This window comes from Acinetobacter sp. F9 (assembly GCF_019195275.1).
GTDB lineage: Bacteria > Pseudomonadota > Gammaproteobacteria > Pseudomonadales > Moraxellaceae > Acinetobacter > Acinetobacter pseudolwoffii.
Window position 1 is genome coordinate 1,774,024 of sequence record NZ_CP078068.1, and the last position, 17,027, is coordinate 1,791,050.

Annotated in this window: 14 protein-coding genes; 2 read left to right on the forward strand and 12 right to left on the reverse strand. The window is 36.4% G+C overall.

The window, feature by feature from the left end; translation table 11 throughout:
- Window positions 1-4 precede the first annotated feature (4 nt).
- Window positions 5-1,951, reverse strand: coding sequence for a capsular polysaccharide biosynthesis protein (locus tag KT990_RS08520; RefSeq protein ID WP_228730801.1), 1,947 nt, complete (start codon window positions 1,949-1,951; stop codon window positions 5-7).
- Between the two features lie 137 nt (window positions 1,952-2,088).
- Here KT990_RS08520 and KT990_RS08525 point away from each other — a divergent pair, with 137 nt between their 5' ends.
- Window positions 2,089-3,087 (forward strand): CgeB family protein, encoded by a 999-nt coding sequence (locus KT990_RS08525; RefSeq protein WP_034588946.1) that lies wholly within the window; start codon window positions 2,089-2,091, stop codon window positions 3,085-3,087.
- Window positions 3,088-3,095: 8 nt separating this feature from the next.
- Window positions 3,096-4,064 (forward strand): galactosyltransferase-related protein, encoded by a 969-nt coding sequence (locus KT990_RS08530; RefSeq protein ID WP_228730802.1) that lies wholly within the window; start codon window positions 3,096-3,098, stop codon window positions 4,062-4,064.
- 14 nt (window positions 4,065-4,078) lie between these two features.
- Here the strand turns inward: KT990_RS08530 and KT990_RS08535 are convergent, their stop codons facing one another.
- The 11 genes from KT990_RS08535 to KT990_RS08585 are packed head-to-tail and all read right to left on the reverse strand — an operon-like array spanning window position 4,079 to window position 16,855.
- Window positions 4,079-6,343, reverse strand: coding sequence for a hypothetical protein (locus KT990_RS08535; RefSeq protein WP_218208636.1), 2,265 nt, complete (start codon window positions 6,341-6,343; stop codon window positions 4,079-4,081).
- A gap of 28 nt (window positions 6,344-6,371) precedes the next feature.
- Window positions 6,372-7,160: an NAD-dependent epimerase/dehydratase family protein gene (locus tag KT990_RS08540; protein ID WP_218208637.1), complete on the reverse strand. Its 789-nt coding sequence runs from the start codon at window positions 7,158-7,160 to the stop codon at window positions 6,372-6,374.
- 5 nt (window positions 7,161-7,165) lie between these two features.
- Window positions 7,166-7,303: an NAD-dependent epimerase/dehydratase family protein gene (locus KT990_RS13660; protein ID WP_218208638.1), complete on the reverse strand. Its 138-nt coding sequence runs from the start codon at window positions 7,301-7,303 to the stop codon at window positions 7,166-7,168.
- A 5-nt stretch (window positions 7,304-7,308) separates the two neighbouring features.
- A complete protein-coding gene (locus tag KT990_RS08550) occupies window positions 7,309-9,504 on the reverse strand; it encodes a glycosyltransferase (RefSeq protein WP_218208639.1) in 2,196 nt (731 codons plus the stop codon).
- Window positions 9,494-10,162, reverse strand: coding sequence for a hypothetical protein (locus KT990_RS08555; RefSeq protein WP_218208640.1), 669 nt, complete (start codon window positions 10,160-10,162; stop codon window positions 9,494-9,496). The genes KT990_RS08550 and KT990_RS08555 overlap by 11 nt, the downstream gene beginning before the upstream one ends.
- Before the next feature lie 6 nt (window positions 10,163-10,168).
- Window positions 10,169-11,398 carry a UDP-N-acetyl-D-mannosamine dehydrogenase gene (gene wecC, locus KT990_RS08560; protein WP_218209380.1) on the reverse strand — a complete coding sequence of 410 codons (1,230 nt, stop codon included), beginning with the start codon at window positions 11,396-11,398 and terminating at the stop codon, window positions 10,169-10,171.
- Window positions 11,399-11,417: 19 nt separating this feature from the next.
- Window positions 11,418-12,563, reverse strand: a complete 1,146-nt coding sequence (gene wecB, locus KT990_RS08565) for a non-hydrolyzing UDP-N-acetylglucosamine 2-epimerase (RefSeq protein ID WP_218208641.1) — start codon at window positions 12,561-12,563, stop codon at window positions 11,418-11,420.
- A gap of 29 nt (window positions 12,564-12,592) precedes the next feature.
- Window positions 12,593-14,278, reverse strand: coding sequence for a polysaccharide biosynthesis/export family protein (locus tag KT990_RS08570; protein WP_218208642.1), 1,686 nt, complete (start codon window positions 14,276-14,278; stop codon window positions 12,593-12,595).
- A 3-nt stretch (window positions 14,279-14,281) separates the two neighbouring features.
- Window positions 14,282-15,379, reverse strand: a complete 1,098-nt coding sequence (locus tag KT990_RS08575) for a capsule biosynthesis protein (protein ID WP_218208643.1) — start codon at window positions 15,377-15,379, stop codon at window positions 14,282-14,284.
- Window positions 15,369-16,031: an ABC transporter ATP-binding protein gene (locus KT990_RS08580; RefSeq protein ID WP_004970263.1), complete on the reverse strand. Its 663-nt coding sequence runs from the start codon at window positions 16,029-16,031 to the stop codon at window positions 15,369-15,371. Before KT990_RS08580 ends, KT990_RS08575 begins: the two co-directional genes overlap by 11 nt.
- Entirely contained in the window at window positions 16,028-16,855 is an 828-nt protein-coding gene (locus tag KT990_RS08585) for an ABC transporter permease (RefSeq protein WP_218208644.1), read from the reverse strand. Before KT990_RS08585 ends, KT990_RS08580 begins: the two co-directional genes overlap by 4 nt.
- Between the last annotated feature and the right edge of the window lie 172 nt (window positions 16,856-17,027).

Here is a 17,027-nt window from a genome sequence, read left to right on the forward strand (position 1 = left end):
TAACCTATTTTTTTAACTTGTTATATAAATATAATAATACACGCTTATACTTATGATCATGAGCTACCGGTTGGTCTAATTGACTTTTGATATAAGCGATCACATCCTCGGGACGCACCAATGGAATACCCGATGCTCGAGTATGCGGTAAATTATATGTAGGATATTCTACTAGAGTTACATATAACAAAGTTTCTAAGGTTATATTTTTATTGTTGCGTCTTTGTGATGAATACAAGTCCTGTGTTAATCCCCAACCTGCATAGAAAGGTAAGCCGTAGCAGTATACCTTCAAGCCTCTAATGAGTGCTTCAAAACCACTGAGCGATGTAATGGTATGCAGCTCATCTACAATTTCAAAACATTCAAGGATAGAAGCATCTAACTCTACCTGATCTGCATAACGCAATATCTCGGCAGCAGGAATATTCCCCACCCTTAAACCGGTTTGCACATCAGGATGTGGCTTATAGATAATATAGCTATCGGGATTTCTGGTTCGCACTTCTTTTAACAGTGCGAGATTGGTTTTTATTCCCACGCCACCAAGCTGAATAGACATATCATCTTCGACCTGCCCCACAACCAATAAAACCCGTGGATGCTCAGGTCTGGCTAAGCGCTTAAATTCGCCCACATTATATTTGGAAATATTCAGGTCTATCAGCATCTGTTGCAAGCGTGTAGCCCGTTGCACTTGTTGGGCATTGAGTTCGACCTGGTTTAATAACCGCTCAAGCCGTGAAGGTTGTGTGGCATCGTAATAAATACCAATGTCATCAAAGACTAGGGAACACGGCCGAATCAGCTTTGCTCCCAGTCCTACGGAGCGGATAAAACCATCTTCCACTGTAGTAATGTGATTGTATTGTTTATCTTTAAGCTGTCGAGCCTTCTTGCCCCAGGCCAGCACATGTTCAGACTTTCTTGGTTTAAGATAACGCTGGAATTCCAAATCCAGTTTTGGAAAGCCTAAAAAGTCAGGAATAAAGCGCTTTTTCCAAGGGGAAAACCCATAAGCGATATAACGACTCTCTAATCTCTTTTGTACTTCAATATTGGGAATAAGCAGCTCTAGAATATCTTCCAGTTCACAACGCTGTCCGGTGACCGGATTTACATAGCGTGCATAGTGAAAATAGGCACAGGCAAATAAGTATTGCAAGCTTTTTTGCCGGTTTCTGCGGCCATTCAGAATATCCAAAGGCGCATGAACATCATTGGTTAAACCCCAGCCTGCATACCACGGCACGCCGAAACAATGTACTTTTTTTCCACATAACAGTGCTTCAAAACCAAGCTGAGAACTCACCACATACACTTCGTCCATCTGCTGCAGCAGCTCGACAGGATTATAGTGCTCCGTGAGCAACCGGATATTGGGATGATTGAAATCCTCTGGTGTAAAATGAGCTTGAGCTTTCCCGGCCAGTACATCTGGATGGGTTTTTACCCATATAGTCGCATCTGGGTGGTCAATACAGGCTTGTGCCAGCATGGTTTTAAAGGTTTCTGGCGTAGCACCTGCGTACTTGATGGATTGATCTCCAAAGGTTTGATCAACCACCAGAATATGTTTAGTTTTCTGGTTAAACTTTTCTGAATCTAGAGTTTGGAATTTTTGATTATATTTGGTGATTCCAAATTTTAAAATTTGGTCGATGGCATGCTGGGCACGAAGATTATCTTTAAGACTCTCATCTTTTAAAATGAGGTTTTCTAGATCTGAAGGCTGCAAGGCATCAAAATAAATACCAGTTTCATCAACAACAAGCGATAGAGGTTGATACCCTTCTTTACCCAAGCCTAGAGAACGGACAAAGCCGTCCTCCAAGCAAAGAGCTTTCAGACCTTTTTGTTCGGCTAAGGCTTGGGCTTTAAAGAAACTTTTTTTACGGCCCCATCCACAGCTAAAACTCTCATACCGAAAGTCAACTGGATATACTTGCATCAATTTTTCTAAATTTTTGGAGCCAAAATAACGCATAAGATAGATTTATAAGCTATAAATATAAATAAATATGAAACACATTGTAGAATACACCACCCAAATAACACATATAGCAACTTCAGGTAGTAGATCATTCTATGAAGAAATTACGTATACTCAGTATTCTAGATGATTTCACCTACAATACATTAAAACCAGAATCGGATATAGAGCTATTAAGTCAAAAGCCCTTTTGGTACCGTTTAAGCCAAAAAATTGACTTCTTACTTGTAGAATCGGCCTGGCGTGGAAACAATGATGTCTGGCGGCATAAAGTTGCTCATTATCCCAATCATCCCCAACGCAATAATAATGCTTTGAAAAAATTAGTTTATTGGTGTAAAGACCATAATATTCCAACTATTTTTTGGAACAAGGAAGACCCTTATCACTATGATCAGTTTATAGAGTCTGCCAAATTATTCGATTATATTTTCACTACCGATGCCATTAGTGTGCCACGTTATCAGGTCGATGCACCCAATAGTCAGGTTGCTGTTGCGCCGTTTTTTATTCAGCCGCAGATGCATTTTTCAACTTCAGAAGCCCCATTAAAACGCAGTGTGTTTATGGGTACTTATCAGAGCAATATGCATGATCAACGCACCCAATGGCAGGATCAGACTTTTTTAGCCGCTGCACCTTATGGTCTGGATCTGTTTAATCGTCATGCCACACCCTCTATGGAATATAAATTTCCCTATTATGATGGAGATGTGAATTATTATCCGCCTGTACCTTATCCAGAAACACCGGCCACCTATCGCCGTTATCAGCAAGTGTTAAATGTGAACACCATTACCGATTCTCCGACGATGTTTTCACGGCGTTTGATTGAGGTGATGGCCTGTGGTCGTTTGGTGATTTCTAATCCAAGTCAGGCCATTGATCATTTATTTCAAGACATGTGTATTCAGGTGGATGATTTCGAAGCGACACAAGCGCTGTTTTCTCAGTTACAGTCCGGTTATACTGCCGAGCAGCAAGAGATGGTCGCCTATGCCCATACCCATGTACAGCAGCATTATACTGCAAAGACCTGGCTGAAATCGATCTTGCAAACCTGTAATGTAGATCATCCTTATTTGGCAAGCTGAGATTAAACGTGCACACACCTGATTTATCGATTGTTATTCCGCTTGATTTCCATCGCCGTAGCTGGGATTTGTATCGTCGTGTTAAACGTTTTGTGCATATGTTTGCAGGTCAATCTGTGCAGCTCATTTTTGGTTGTAATGCAGCACCACAGTTCTGGGTCAAGTGTTTACAGCGTTTAATCGCCAAACATGCCAATATGCATGTATGTTTGGTCGATGCCGAAGCCAGTAGTTTATCCAAACTTAGAAATGTCGCTATTGCTGCTGTAAAAACAAAGTATGTAATGTTCTTGGACATTGATATTGTGCCTGATCTTGACTTGGTAGATTTAGCCTACCAACAGACTCTCAATCACCCTAAACAGATCTCGATGTTTCCATGTTTATATCTCTCTAAGCAAGGTAGCAAACTAATTTATAAGCAATCAGCTCAAGAATTTATCGAACAATTTTTTGATTTTCGCCGTGATTTAATTCTACATCTCGCTTTTCCTTCTTCTATTATTATTTCTGATATTGCCAGTGTGCGTGAAATTCATGGTTTTGATGAGCAGTTTGTGGGGCATGGTTATGAAGATTTTGATTTTATGCTGCAATTATTTCACCATAAAGGTTTAATCGAATATTCCGCCGATATTTTGGTCGATGAGCCGTATTTAGCGCCATTAATGAGTGTGGGTTTACGTGCGGCTTTGGCAAAGCCTTTTTTAGACAGTTTGATTCAGCCTATTTATTTCTTACACCAGTTTCATAAGAAAGATAAAGAAGAAGGTTATTATAAAAAGCGAGATTTAAACAAGAATAAATTTATCGAAAAATATCAACGACTTAAAAAAGAAAACATTCATTTTAGCAAGCTTACTTTATTAAATTGTTTTTTTAATGAAGTAATTGAGGAAAAAAATAGCCCAAAGTATGGGGTACTTTGGGCGGAATTAAGAGGTGGATCTTTTAGAAAAATTAAATTACCTAAATAAGACTTAAATACACCTTAAACCTTTTTCTTTATACGGAATTCAAAATCCTTAACAATAAATGATTTCTTAATATTCCACTTTGATATCTTAAATAAGCAGATACCATTACTTTTAGATTTAAGTAAAAAATTTACATAAGCCACGCCCTTTTCATCCGAAGGAACATACTTAAATCTATTTCCATTATTACCAATAGGAAATTGAACTAAATCAAAAACATTATCACCCAAAAACTCTAAAATAAATGCCTTATCCATATTAATTTTTTCATCAACCTCAATTTTAAGATCCAATTCATAAAATAAGTTACTGTAAATTTCAAATTTATCAGAAAGATAAGTTGAACCACCATAGAAATAATAAGTGTTATCAGTAGTCTCTCTAATTAAATTTACAGCATTCTCTAATGCCTTATCGAACTCTTGAATCTTATTTAAATATAGAATGTTAGGATCTAGTGATGATTTATCATTAGTGGAGGTTAATTCACAATCCATTACTTCAGATAATTTATTTTGAATATAACTATGCTTGCTTTTATCAAAAATATCAACACCATATTCAATATGTATTATTGAAGTTAAAACAGATAAAACCCCGCCTAACTCCATAACATTCATCTTATAAACATCTTTACTTAGCAATCTTTCTAATTTACTTTTATCAATAAAATCAAAATATGTATCAGAATATTGATAAAATTTATCCCTAATAAAAGGAATAAACTTTATACACATATCTTGACGCCACTTATAAACACCAAATCCAGTTGCATCTGGTAAAAAGTCATAAAACTTATATTTATCTTCAGCTTTCAACAATAAACTATTATCCAAATTATTCTGGATTAAAAAATCTTTTAACTTAACAGGCCAAGCATCATTGCAAAACCCCACTAATTCTAACTCTTTCTCAGACATTTGGGTTAATTTATATAATATCCACTGAACATTTTTACTATCATCATCAGATGATAACATTATCTTCATAAATTCTCTATTTAAGAAGGGATGATATTGATTAGCACCAACATTGGATGCCTTAAGAGCACCAGCTACATATGTACCATTTCTAAAAAAAAGAGCTTCTAAGTGGGGATAATATTTTAAAGGAACATCTCCCAAATATTTCTTAAAATTTTCTAAATGGTAGCTCAATTGAAGCTTTTTATTATTTTCTTTAAATATATTAGCACCATCCACCCACCACTTCCTTGAATCCAAATATTTTTCCAATGGCAATTTATTAGCTGGTGTTTTTAATCCATTTTCATGTCCACCTATATATAATGTATTTTCTTTATTTTTAGAAATTTGTGCCAAATCAGAAAGTCCACCTTCTCCTTGTCTTGCAAACAAAGTTTTTACGATTCTATTAGGAAAATTATACTGTGCATGCACAGATTTAGGCATTTCAACTACATGTTTATCTACAACACCTAATTTTTGCAAAACTTTTTTCGCAGACATAACCTCGGGTGAACTAAAATAACCAGTGGTAACTACCTTTTCTATTTTATTAGACAACTCACATTTATAAAATAAACTAATTATTGCTCGACTATCCTTCCCACCAGAAAGTGTCATTTTGAATTTACTATTAAACCCATCCAATATTTGTTTTTGCTTATAAACATACTTTTCAATTTCTTGATTCAATTTATCGAAAGAGAAATTATTAAACAATGAGCCTAAATTTGGCTTAATAAAACTAAGCTTATCCTCATTTTTATCATATGTAACTGTATAACCTAATGGCACCTGTTCTGTTTCATCATAAAGTGTACCAAAATCCGCCATATGATATCTTCCACACAACCACTTAATAGCAGCCTTTCGTAATGTTAATTTATTAAAACTGGATATTAAACCAAGGTGTGTGCTAACTATAAAATATTTTTCATTATTTAAATAAAATAAAGAATGTGTACCTGGTAAAGATACGAAAGAGAAAACTTTGTCTTTTAAAACCTTTAAAAAGCTACAACCTGCACTAATTTTCTCATCTAAACCATTGAAATCATTCTGAGTTGATAAAACAGAGTCTATTTGATTTAATTCAAAACTTATACCATCAAAAACAGAAAATCCATTTTCATACTGTTTTGGATTTCGATCAAAAACATCGCCCCAAGACCAATAATACATTTTTTCATTATTAGAGATTTGAAGAGAGATTTTTTTCGCATCTTCCACATTTAAAGGCAAAAAATTTTTAAAAGAACCATTACTTGGTATACCATTATTTCTCTTATCATATACATATATAAAACAAGCCATCTATACTCACCAATCCAGTAGCCAATTATCAAATAGAGTTTTCAATCATAGAAAAGTTGATACTATCAAACATTTTAAGAATTGATGTATTATCACATCTAGATTCTAAAATATCACCAACTCTACTTTGAGCATAATTAACAGTTAAAAAGTCCCTATTGTATTTTTTCTTTAGAATATCCACCAAGTGGTTAATAGTCGTTATCTTACCTGTACCTACGCAAAAAGATTGAAAATATGGTAACAAAATTGAGTCAGAGGTCATTAAACCAATATTGATTTCTGCAACATCCTTAACAAAAATAAAGTCTCTATACTGTTCCCCATCACCATAAATAGTGATTGGCAACCCTTGCTTTACTCTATTATCAAATATTGAAATGACACCACTATATTCACTATGCGGATCTTGGCGTGGGCCATAAACATTAAAATATCTTAAAGCAATACATTCCATTCCATATTGCTGGGAATATAGTTGTAAATACTGTTCAACAACTAATTTTTCCAAACCATATGGTGAAATAGGCTTAGTAAGAGATTTTTCATTTTTAGGTAGTGTTGGTTCATCTCCAAAAACTGCAGCACTACTTGCAAATAAGAATCTACTCACATTGTTACGACGTGCTGCTTCTAAAACAGAGAGCGATCCTTTTATATTTACATCATTCGTTAGTAACGGATTTTCAACTGAGACCTGTACCGAAGCAATCGCTGCTTCATGAAAAACATACTTAACAGTATGTTTTTCCATAATAGCAGACACTTCATCTTGATCACGAATGTCTACTTCATAAAAAATAAAATTTTTAGACAAAGATTTCAGAAGCTCAATATTTTCTGGTTTACCTGAGTAAAATTATCAATCCCAACAACATAATTATTAGGCTCTTTCAATAGCTCTTCACAAATATGAGAACCAATGAATCCAGCAGCACCTGTTACTAAATATACTCGCATCGCTACTACACCTTTTGAACTTCTAGAGTTTTGTCTTCATAAATGAAGTTTAAATAAGCTTGAATAGTCAAACCTAAATCAAAATTTTGATGAGCATATTTTTTAATTGACTGAATATCACGTTCGTTAAACGAACGGTTTTTCAATATATAATTTACAGCTTCACTAACATCATCGAATATTGGGGATGTTTTATATACCCCTGCAGCGCCAGGCCAATCAAATATAATAGGTTTTGCACCTGAAGCCATCGCTTCTGCCACAGCAGTATGGCACCCCTCAATATCACTTGTTGACAGCATCCAACCAATTTTTCTAAACCAAGCAGCGACATCTGCACCATATTGATCAAATATAACACCCTTACTAAGTATAGGATTAGCCTCTATACGCTGATATTGTGCTATAAAATAATCCTGCTCCTTTTTCTTATTCCAAACAAATGGAATTTCCCAAGGACGTCTAGATTTTATATATAAAACATATCGATCATCAATTTGACGCAATTGTTCTATTATATCCAAAGCTCTATCCAAACGCTTTAATGTCGGAACAGCACCTAATAAACCTAGATTAAACTCTGACATTTCAATTTTAGATCTATTAAAGATTTTTACATCCGCATACTGTGGAATAACATCTATTTTATCCACATCCCATCTATAGTTTTCTACACAAAAGTTTTTAATGTAATCACTTACAACTATAACTTTATCTACATTATCAAAATTTATCTGCTGAGGTTGTTGAGTGGTAATCTCAAATCTATGCAATCGTACAAGAAGTTTTTGATTAGGCTTCTTATTTTGGCTATAAAAAACAGCTGCCCCTACAGCCCATTCACATAGTATAATATCAGCCCATTCTAACAACTCTTTTGATTTCTTAGCATCATGCTTCAGTGTTGTTGTCCAATCATCAAACTTAACCTCTAAGTTACTATCTGCTAATAAATTATTAATAACTCGTGTTAAAAACTTATTATCATGAGAAGCAATAAGGATTTTCTTTTTAGAACCTAATACCTTCTTATCTATTTCAAAAGCAGCTTCATAAAAAGGTAAAAGTCTATTTTGATAGGTAAAGTCAAATGTATACTGCTGAGCTATCTTTTGTAACTTTTTAGCCCAGTCAACGTAAACATTCGGTTCTTTTAACAAACACTCAACCACATCAGGGATATTCTCAACTTGATTGGTAAAACAAGGATAATCATCGCCTAATAATTTCACATTAGCGGCTGTTTTCTTCAAAATAGGCAATGCGCCTACAGACATTGCTTCTAACAACTTTGTAGAAATTTCGTTGCTAGTGTCATAAATATCTTGTCTAACTGACAACATAAAGCTAGCCGATGCCACCTGTTCAATAGTAGCTGTACGTTCCAGTTGTTTGATCCAAATAAAATTTGGATTTTGTTCATATTGGGCAAGCTTTTGCTTTATACGATTTCCAAATTGAGGATCAATTTTAGATGTTGTTAATTTACTTCCAACATATTTTAAGCTGTATTTTTTAGACTCACTCGCCAAAAGAATATCTAAAAATTCTTCAACATAATATTGTTTATCTAATTTTCCAGCATAAATAACACAAGGTTTTTTAAGCTTATATTTTATTTCTTTTATAGTACGTGTTTTAAAATTAGGAACAACTGGATTAAGAACAATCACCCTACCAATTAATGATGGAAATACCATATCAAGATATGAGCGCATTTCTTCTGTTTGCACAATGATTCTAGCAATATATGGAATAGCTTTTAAAATAATTTGTTTTTCGTAATCATCCTCATAAATATTAATTTTAGGAAAATAAGCATCCACTTTTTCTAAAATATTTAAATAAGTTTGATTTTCAGATTTTTCAACAAAATCTTTTAGATATCTCGGTGCACGTAATATAATGTGATCCAATCCAAAATCTTTGTTCAAACCTTTTAAAATTGTAAACAATTCATATGAAGAGCATGGATTTTCATTGTTTTTATTCAAGTATGGAGTATTATAAATGTCAACAATATTGACATTTTTTAACTCACCTAAAAGAGTATGCGAGATAATTTTATCTCGCAGAATTAAATACACATTGAATCTATCTTTAGGAAAAATAGATGAAATCGATTGCAACCAGATTGATGAACCATCAATCCCATTCATTGAAATATCGCCAAAAATTGCAATATTTTTCTTAGATTTCATTATTTTCTCCCATTACAATCACTTTATCAAACAAATCAATTTGATCCAAAAATAATGGAAACAATCTCAAATTATTGCTATGAATAAGCACTTTTTTCATTTTTTGGTTCTGTTTCAATAAATTTAAAAATTCATTTGTACGCTGAATATCATCATAAGTACCAAAACCACGCCAACATGCCTCTTTCAGAAGATCATCAAGATTTAATTGCAGAACATCAGCATTAAGAAAAGAAATAAAATTCCGATAATTATTAGGAGTTAAGAAAAAATATTGATGACTATCATTAGCCACATTCGAATTTATACTAAGAACAATTTTCTTAGATTTCAGATGAGGAACATAATAATATTCACTCGGTGGTAAACTAGAAACATATACCGTTTTCGCTACTGTTGAAACTCCAGTTTTATGCACAGGGAGAGTGATTTTTATATCACTATAATGCTCAATATGCTTAACCTTTCTAGTTCCCTCAATAATATCTGAAATAAATTTCTTTATTCCCAAAATTTTATTGAAACCAACTGGCTGATCATAATATTTCATGATTGCCAGCCCCACTCTATAAGCATGAGTATTCTGTAAAGAGTTAATCTTCCGTTCTAAATCCCTGATATATTCCTGAATTTCATCCGTTGATTTTAGTTCTTTCACTTCAAATCAACCCTTAGTTACAAAAGAGATTACTCTTTGATCATTTTGAATATTCTTGAAAGAACTATGAGCCACACATATTGCGATTAAATCAGCATCATGCATTGCTAACTCTAGTGAAGTTAAACTACCAACCGTTATATTTTTTGGTAAAGTCTTAATATTTGGCTCTACCAATAACAATTCAATGTTTTGTTTTTGACCCATTTCCACTGCAATTTCCACAGCTGGGCTTTCTCGTAAATCATCAATATCTGGCTTAAATGCAAGACCAAGCAATGCCACTTTAGGTTTACGACCTAAATCACCCAATTGGGCGACCGCTTCTTCAATCTTAGACACCACCCATTTTGGTTTATTGTCATTCACTTCACGGGCAGTGTTGACCATACGGGCAAGATCTGGGGTTTTGTTGACAATGAACCATGGATCAACAGCAATACAGTGACCACCTACACCCGCACCCGGATTTAAAATATTGACACGTGGATGACGGTTGGCAAGTGCAATCAATTCCCATACATTGATGTTTAAACGATCGCAAATCAGCGATAACTCATTGGCAAAGGCAATATTGACATCACGGAAGGCATTTTCAGTCAGTTTGGTCATCTCTGCTGTACGGGCATTGGTTTCCACCAATTCACCCGTGACAAAAAACTTATATACTTCAGCTGCTTTTTTAGCACATTCTGGTGTTAAACCGCCAATCGTACGGTCATTTTCAACCAATTCACGAATAACTTGGCCCGGCAATACACGTTCTGGACAATATGCTACATAGATATCGAATTCAGTATCCTGCTCTGAGCTAGGGAACTTTAAATCAGGACGTGCAGCAGATAACCACTCGACCATTTGCTCCGTTGCCCCGACAGGTGAAGTCGACTCTAAAATCACCACATTTCCTTTTGTTAAAACCGGTGCAATCGTTTTAGCAGCAGATTCAATATAGCTTAAATCTGGCGTATGGTCGTCACCTTTAAATGGTGTTGGTACTGCTATCAAAAATGCATCTGCAGGCTCAGGTGTGAGTGAGGCTTTTAAATGACCAGAGGATACAACCTCTTTAACTATAGCTTCTAAACCTGGTTCTACAATATGGATTTTACCTTGGTTAATAGTATCAATTGCATGTTGATTGACATCTAAGCCGATGACATGTGCTCCGTAATGGGCAAACATGGTTGCTGTAGGAAGACCTATATAACCTAAACCACTAACTGAAATTTTCATAAAATACTTAAATACTTGATTAATTAACGTAAAAATATTGCGCAAATCTTGCTTTAATGGCATGAACAATCTGGTCACATGAAGTGCCATCACCATATGGATTATGTGCTTGTGACATAGCTGCATAGATTGTTTCATTGGTTAATAAAGTTGAAACACTTCTAACAATATTTTCGACATGGGTGCCCACCAACTTAACAGTACCTGCCTGAACTGCTTCTGGCCTTTCTGTTGTATCTCGCATTACCAATACAGGTAATCCCAAAGATGGGGCCTCTTCTTGAATACCACCGGAGTCAGTTAGAATTAAATGACTATTGAGCATAAGCCATACAAATGGGAGGTAGTCTAATGGTTCTATTAATTTGACGTTATTTAAATCGCTTAGTAAACGATTTACTGGTTCTCTGACTTGCGGATTTAAATGGACTGGATAGACAAACTCCACATCTGGGAATTGTTTAGATAAAACTTGCAAAGCCATACAAATATTTTCAAAACCTTCCCCAAAGTTTTCTCGTCTATGGCCAGTAATTAAGACACGTTTTTTTGAAAAATCTAAATCTTTAAATTTTTCTTGCATAGTAGCGTTAATGGTAATGTCTTCTGCAACTTTTGCTTTAATGATATGTAGCGCATCAATAACAGTATTACCTGTAATAAAGATATTTTCTTTTTGAACACATTCCTGCGTTAAATACTGGGCTGCAGTTGAAGTCGGTGCAAAATGCATGTCTGCAATCACCCCTGTTAACTGACGGTTACCTTCTTCAGGCCACGGTGAATATAACTGATAGGTTCTTAATCCAGCCTCGACATGTCCTACAGCTATACGTTGGTAGTATGCTGCCAAAGAAGCACATAAGGTCGTACTTGTATCGCCATGTACCAAAATCAAATCTGGTTTAAAGTCATTAAATACAGGTTCTAGTCCTAGTAACATATTCGAAGTCATTTGGGTCAGGCTTTGGCCAGGCTTCATGATATTTAAATCATAGTCAGGCTTAATCTCAAACAACTCTAAAACAGAATCCAACATTTCACGGTGCTGGGCAGTTACGCAGACTTTTGTAATTATTTTTTCTTCCTTCTGTAACCGCTTAACTAAAGGCGCCATTTTAATGGCTTCCGGTCTAGTACCGAAAACTAAAAGGATTTTTAACATAACACTTCCAACTTACCCTATTTAAAGACTTATAAATCTAGTGCAACTTTTGCTGCTACCGCAATTTGATATAACACTTGTGTAATACCACGTGTCAATTCAATCCCTTTGGTCTGTGCTTTAGGTAATACTAAGATTTCATCACCTTGCTTAATTTTTTCACCCTTACGTACAAGTTCAGCTTTACCATTCTGACGAATCACAATCACTTTAGATTTATTCGATTTCTGACTAAAACCGCCGACCTGCTCAATATAATTTTTAGCACTTAAACCATTTTGGTATTCAATACCATTCGGAAAGGCAACTTCGCCATGTACCATGACCACAGATGTTCTTTCTGGAATATGCAAAATATCACCCTGCTCCAGTATCACATCATGAAAACTGTCCGGGTTCAGTACGACTTGCCCTTTAGGCTCAACCAGTCTCGCTTTGGTAATAAACTGTTTAACCAGTTCTGCATCACGTAAACGTAAAGCGGCTTCTTCCTGAGTGCTTGAACGTGCATTAAATGTCGTTTCTTCCAATTTATCCAAGGCAATATTCAGCATCTCTTTTTGCCGCTTGGCCACAGAAGGACGGAACAATTGCAAAGATTCCACTTCCGCTAAAGCATTCGGTTGCAGTTGTGTCAATACATCACTCAGTTTGGCACCATAAGGCAGGACTACGGCATGTGCCCCATTGTGTGCGCCATCCACACGTACTTGGATCGTACCTGCATAGCGATCAGCCGTAACAGTGACAATATCGCCATCTTCAACCCTGACATTAGGTGCTTGACTCAATGAATAATATTCACTGCGGTATTCTGCCCCTTGTCGACGCTGAATACTGACATTGGTCGCCCCAGGTTTAAGCTTGGCAAATGCCAATGCCTGTGCCAAGCTAACCGCAGGCGAGTTAAACTCAAAATCATGCTGGTTATAGACTTCACCAGAAACATTAAAGGTATGAGTGCGCTGTCCTACCACAATCACATCGCCATCCCGGAAAGAGAAAGGGCGAATTTGACCTTGTAGCAGAAAGTCATATAAATCGACCTGCTGAATCGTTTGGCCATTGCGCATGACTTTAATATCAATATAGCTGCCACGCTCCGGATCTACCCCACCGGCACGATCCAAGTAAGCAATGACACTATCATTTGCCACACCACCATAATTACCGGGCTGATTGACAAAACCAGTCACCATGACTTTGACAGGCTGGGCTTGCTCAAGGGCTGCATACACGCCGACATTAGAGACATAAATACGGCGTACTTGTGCTTCAACCACCGATTGCAGACTGCCATTCCGAACACCTGCTACTTTGACCGGTCCGACATTCGGAATAAAAATATTGCCTTGTGGATCGACGCTTTGAGTGCCGTTAAACTGATAGGCACCCCAGAGGCGTAAATTAATATTATCGCCCGGATTTATTTGATAACTACTATTGAAGGTCGATCCCGCAGTTGAGGCAAAAGCCCCTTTAAAAAGCTGCGAACCAAACATCTTGTTTTGAATTGGATATTTCATTGAGCTGCTTGGAGAAAGCTCAACCACAGACTGGCTGTTTAACAGGGCAGTACTGTTAGCACTTGCTGTATCGAAATTTCCGCCACTGAAGGTCTGAGATACTTCGCTTGGCAATAAACTTGGATCAAATGCATAACCAGCCGTCGCACAGGCCAATGATAAAACTGATAATAACGCAATTTTTTTCATAATTTATTCTCTGTGCTCACGGATAATCGAATGGATCAGCAATCCAATACCAAAAATAATATTCAATAAAATAAATGAGGTCAGACTGATATACACTTTACGTGGATATAAAGCATCTTGGGCCAAGCGTGGTGTCGCAATCACCACCAATTTCTTGAGCTTACGTGAAGCTTCTAATCGAGCTTTTTCTAAAGATACCAAAGAGATTTTATAAAGATCAGCTGCAAATTCAACCTGTGCTTTGAGTGCCTCAAAGTCCGCTACATTTTTATTCAGCTTTAAATTATTTGGTGAAGTCAGCTTAGAACTTTCAGTATTAATTTGCTGTTGTAATGCTGCAATTTGACTGCGCAAAGCCACCACTTGAGGTGCTTCAGCGGTTAAGTAACTCAGTAAAGTCCGCTCTTCAGTTTTCAGTTGTGCCAAACTACTCTGTAAGCCTGCAATCAATGTCGCTACCGCTTTGGCTTGTAACTCAGGATCAAAAATTTCATTTTCATTTTGATACGCAAGCACCGCCTGACGTGCCTCATCTAACTGCGCTGTCGCTTCTGCATACTGTTTCTGTGCAAATACCTGCTGCTCTTGCGCAATGGTTTGTGAAATTTCATTAATAAACTGATCACTTTGCTTCAATACTTCCTGATTCAGTTTCAGTGAAAATTCTGGAGAGAAACCTTGGGCATGCACATGTAGCATCATGGTTTGCTCATCCAGTTCGACTTTAATCATTTTATTGAAATATTCGACCAGGTCTTCTACTGAAGCATCTTCCGACAATGCAAAAATCGGATCACGAACCGATGAAAACTCCTGACGCAAATTCAAGGTTTGATCTAACTGCTCAATCATATCGCGAGAGCCAATATACTCTTTGAGAATCTGAGAGTCTTCACGACTGGTATTGGGCACTCCCAACAAAGCTCCTAATCCTGCAGTATCAGCCACTGGAGTATCAGCCACCTGCTTTACCAGCAATGTAGAAGAAGACTCATAACGATCTTTAGCAAAGGCAAAAAGATAAAATACAATAACCAATACCGGAATGAGAACACAGCAGGTATAGGCAATCCAAAGCCGCTTATTTATTTTAGCTTGCATACGCTTTATATACCTCTACTGCATCTTGCACATTATCGAAATATTCTGCTTTGCCATCTCGCACCAGGAAAGCGACATCACAATTGCGGGTCAAATCTTTTAAATCATGGGAAACCATAATGATATTTGAGTTTTCTTTGAGTTCGTCGAGTAAAGCCTGACTTTTTTTCCGAAAAGAAGCATCCCCTACCGCCCCGGCTTCATCCAGCAAATAATAATCAAAATTAAAGGCCATGCTTAAACCAAAACCAATCCGGCTACGCATACCACTCGAGTAACTTTTCATCGGCATATCAAAGTATTTACCAATTTCAGCAAACTCTTCAACAAAATTTACCACATGTTCAACTTCTTCATGACTATTGACATAAAGTCTGGCCACAAAACGTACATTTTGCCGAGCCGTTAAACTTCCCTGGAAGCCCCCTGATAATGCCACCGGCCAGGAGATGGTCTGGTTGGTAATTACTTTACCAGAATCGGCATAGTCAATTCCGCCAATGACACGCAGTAAGGTACTTTTACCAGCCCCGTTTTTCCCCAAAAGGGCCACACTTTTATTTGCAGGTAAAATCGCATTGAGATCTTTAAATACATAATGCCGACCTTTCGGTGTGGCATACGATTTGGTTAAGTTTTTTAATTCAATCATTTTGATTTCACCATACGGCGTTCAAAGCGTGTATACAGGAGCAAGCCTATAAATAAAGAAAGAATCATCCATATTACAAAGTAACTTAAACTGATCCCCGGTACTAAATTATAGGTCGGTACGACAGCATGGCGCATTAACTCAAAGATATGAATCAATGGGTTATATAATAGATATTCGCGGTATTGTACTGGAATGATATGGATGGAATATAAAATACCAGACAGGAAATAAAGGATTAAAAAGAAAACCGAAAGAAATTTACCCACTTCTTTGGAAAAATCGCCAATCACGATAAAAATCAGGCTGCACGCCAGCATAAATATAAATAACAATATCCAGTAGCCTAAAAGCTGGGGAATCTGTTCAAAACTGATGCTATAACCAAACCATAAAAATGCGGCAGTAAAAGCAATATAAGCGGTAAATTTAAGCAAAAATTCAAGAATATTTCGTGCAAGCAAGGCATCAATCGGCTTTACCGGGCGATAGCTAAACAAACCTCGGTTAGATTCGGTAGCGCTAATCCCCAGTGTCACGCCTGTTCTAAACATAAAGAATGGAATAATGCCATTAATTAAAAAAACAGCATAATCTATACCCGGTAAAGTTCTTTGCATGACTGTACCAAACAGGATTACCATGATTCCAATGGTCAATAAAGGCTCTAGAAAGACCCATAAATATCCTAAACGGTATTGACCAAAGCGGGTTTGTAATTCCCGAAGCAATAATGCACGTATCGATGCATACATCACTTGTAAACCACCACGCGCTTTCAGTCGTGGGAGTTTTCTTAATGGCATCTGATGTTGTGGTTCCATTGCGATGACTTATAAATTTATTGTATAAAATTTTCGATATCATACAGCGATCAATAAAGAGAAGAAAGCTAAACTCCTGTAAATCTGTCTGAGGCAACTTAAGTTGTATCCGGCATAATCTACAGATGCTGAAATGAATACCTTTATGATATACAGAGTTTTGCATTTCATT

Coding starts and splice junctions, on each gene's coding strand:
- KT990_RS08520 (WP_228730801.1), bottom strand. CDS start 1,951: ATGCAAGTATATCCAGTTGACTTTCGGTATGAGAGTTTTAGCTGTGGA.
- KT990_RS08525 (WP_034588946.1), top strand. CDS start 2,089: ATGAAGAAATTACGTATACTCAGTATTCTAGATGATTTCACCTACAAT.
- KT990_RS08535 (WP_218208636.1), bottom strand. CDS start 6,343: ATGGCTTGTTTTATATATGTATATGATAAGAGAAATAATGGTATACCA.
- KT990_RS13660 (WP_218208638.1), bottom strand. CDS start 7,303: ATGCGAGTATATTTAGTAACAGGTGCTGCTGGATTCATTGGTTCTCAT.
- KT990_RS08550 (WP_218208639.1), bottom strand. CDS start 9,504: ATGAAATCTAAGAAAAATATTGCAATTTTTGGCGATATTTCAATGAAT.
- wecC (WP_218209380.1), bottom strand. CDS start 11,398: ATGAAAATTTCAGTTAGTGGTTTAGGTTATATAGGTCTTCCTACAGCA.
- wecB (WP_218208641.1), bottom strand. CDS start 12,563: ATGTTAAAAATCCTTTTAGTTTTCGGTACTAGACCGGAAGCCATTAAA.
- KT990_RS08570 (WP_218208642.1), bottom strand. CDS start 14,278: ATGAAAAAAATTGCGTTATTATCAGTTTTATCATTGGCCTGTGCGACG.
- KT990_RS08575 (WP_218208643.1), bottom strand. CDS start 15,379: ATGCAAGCTAAAATAAATAAGCGGCTTTGGATTGCCTATACCTGCTGT.
- KT990_RS08580 (WP_004970263.1), bottom strand. CDS start 16,031: ATGATTGAATTAAAAAACTTAACCAAATCGTATGCCACACCGAAAGGT.
- KT990_RS08585 (WP_218208644.1), bottom strand. CDS start 16,855: ATGGAACCACAACATCAGATGCCATTAAGAAAACTCCCACGACTGAAA.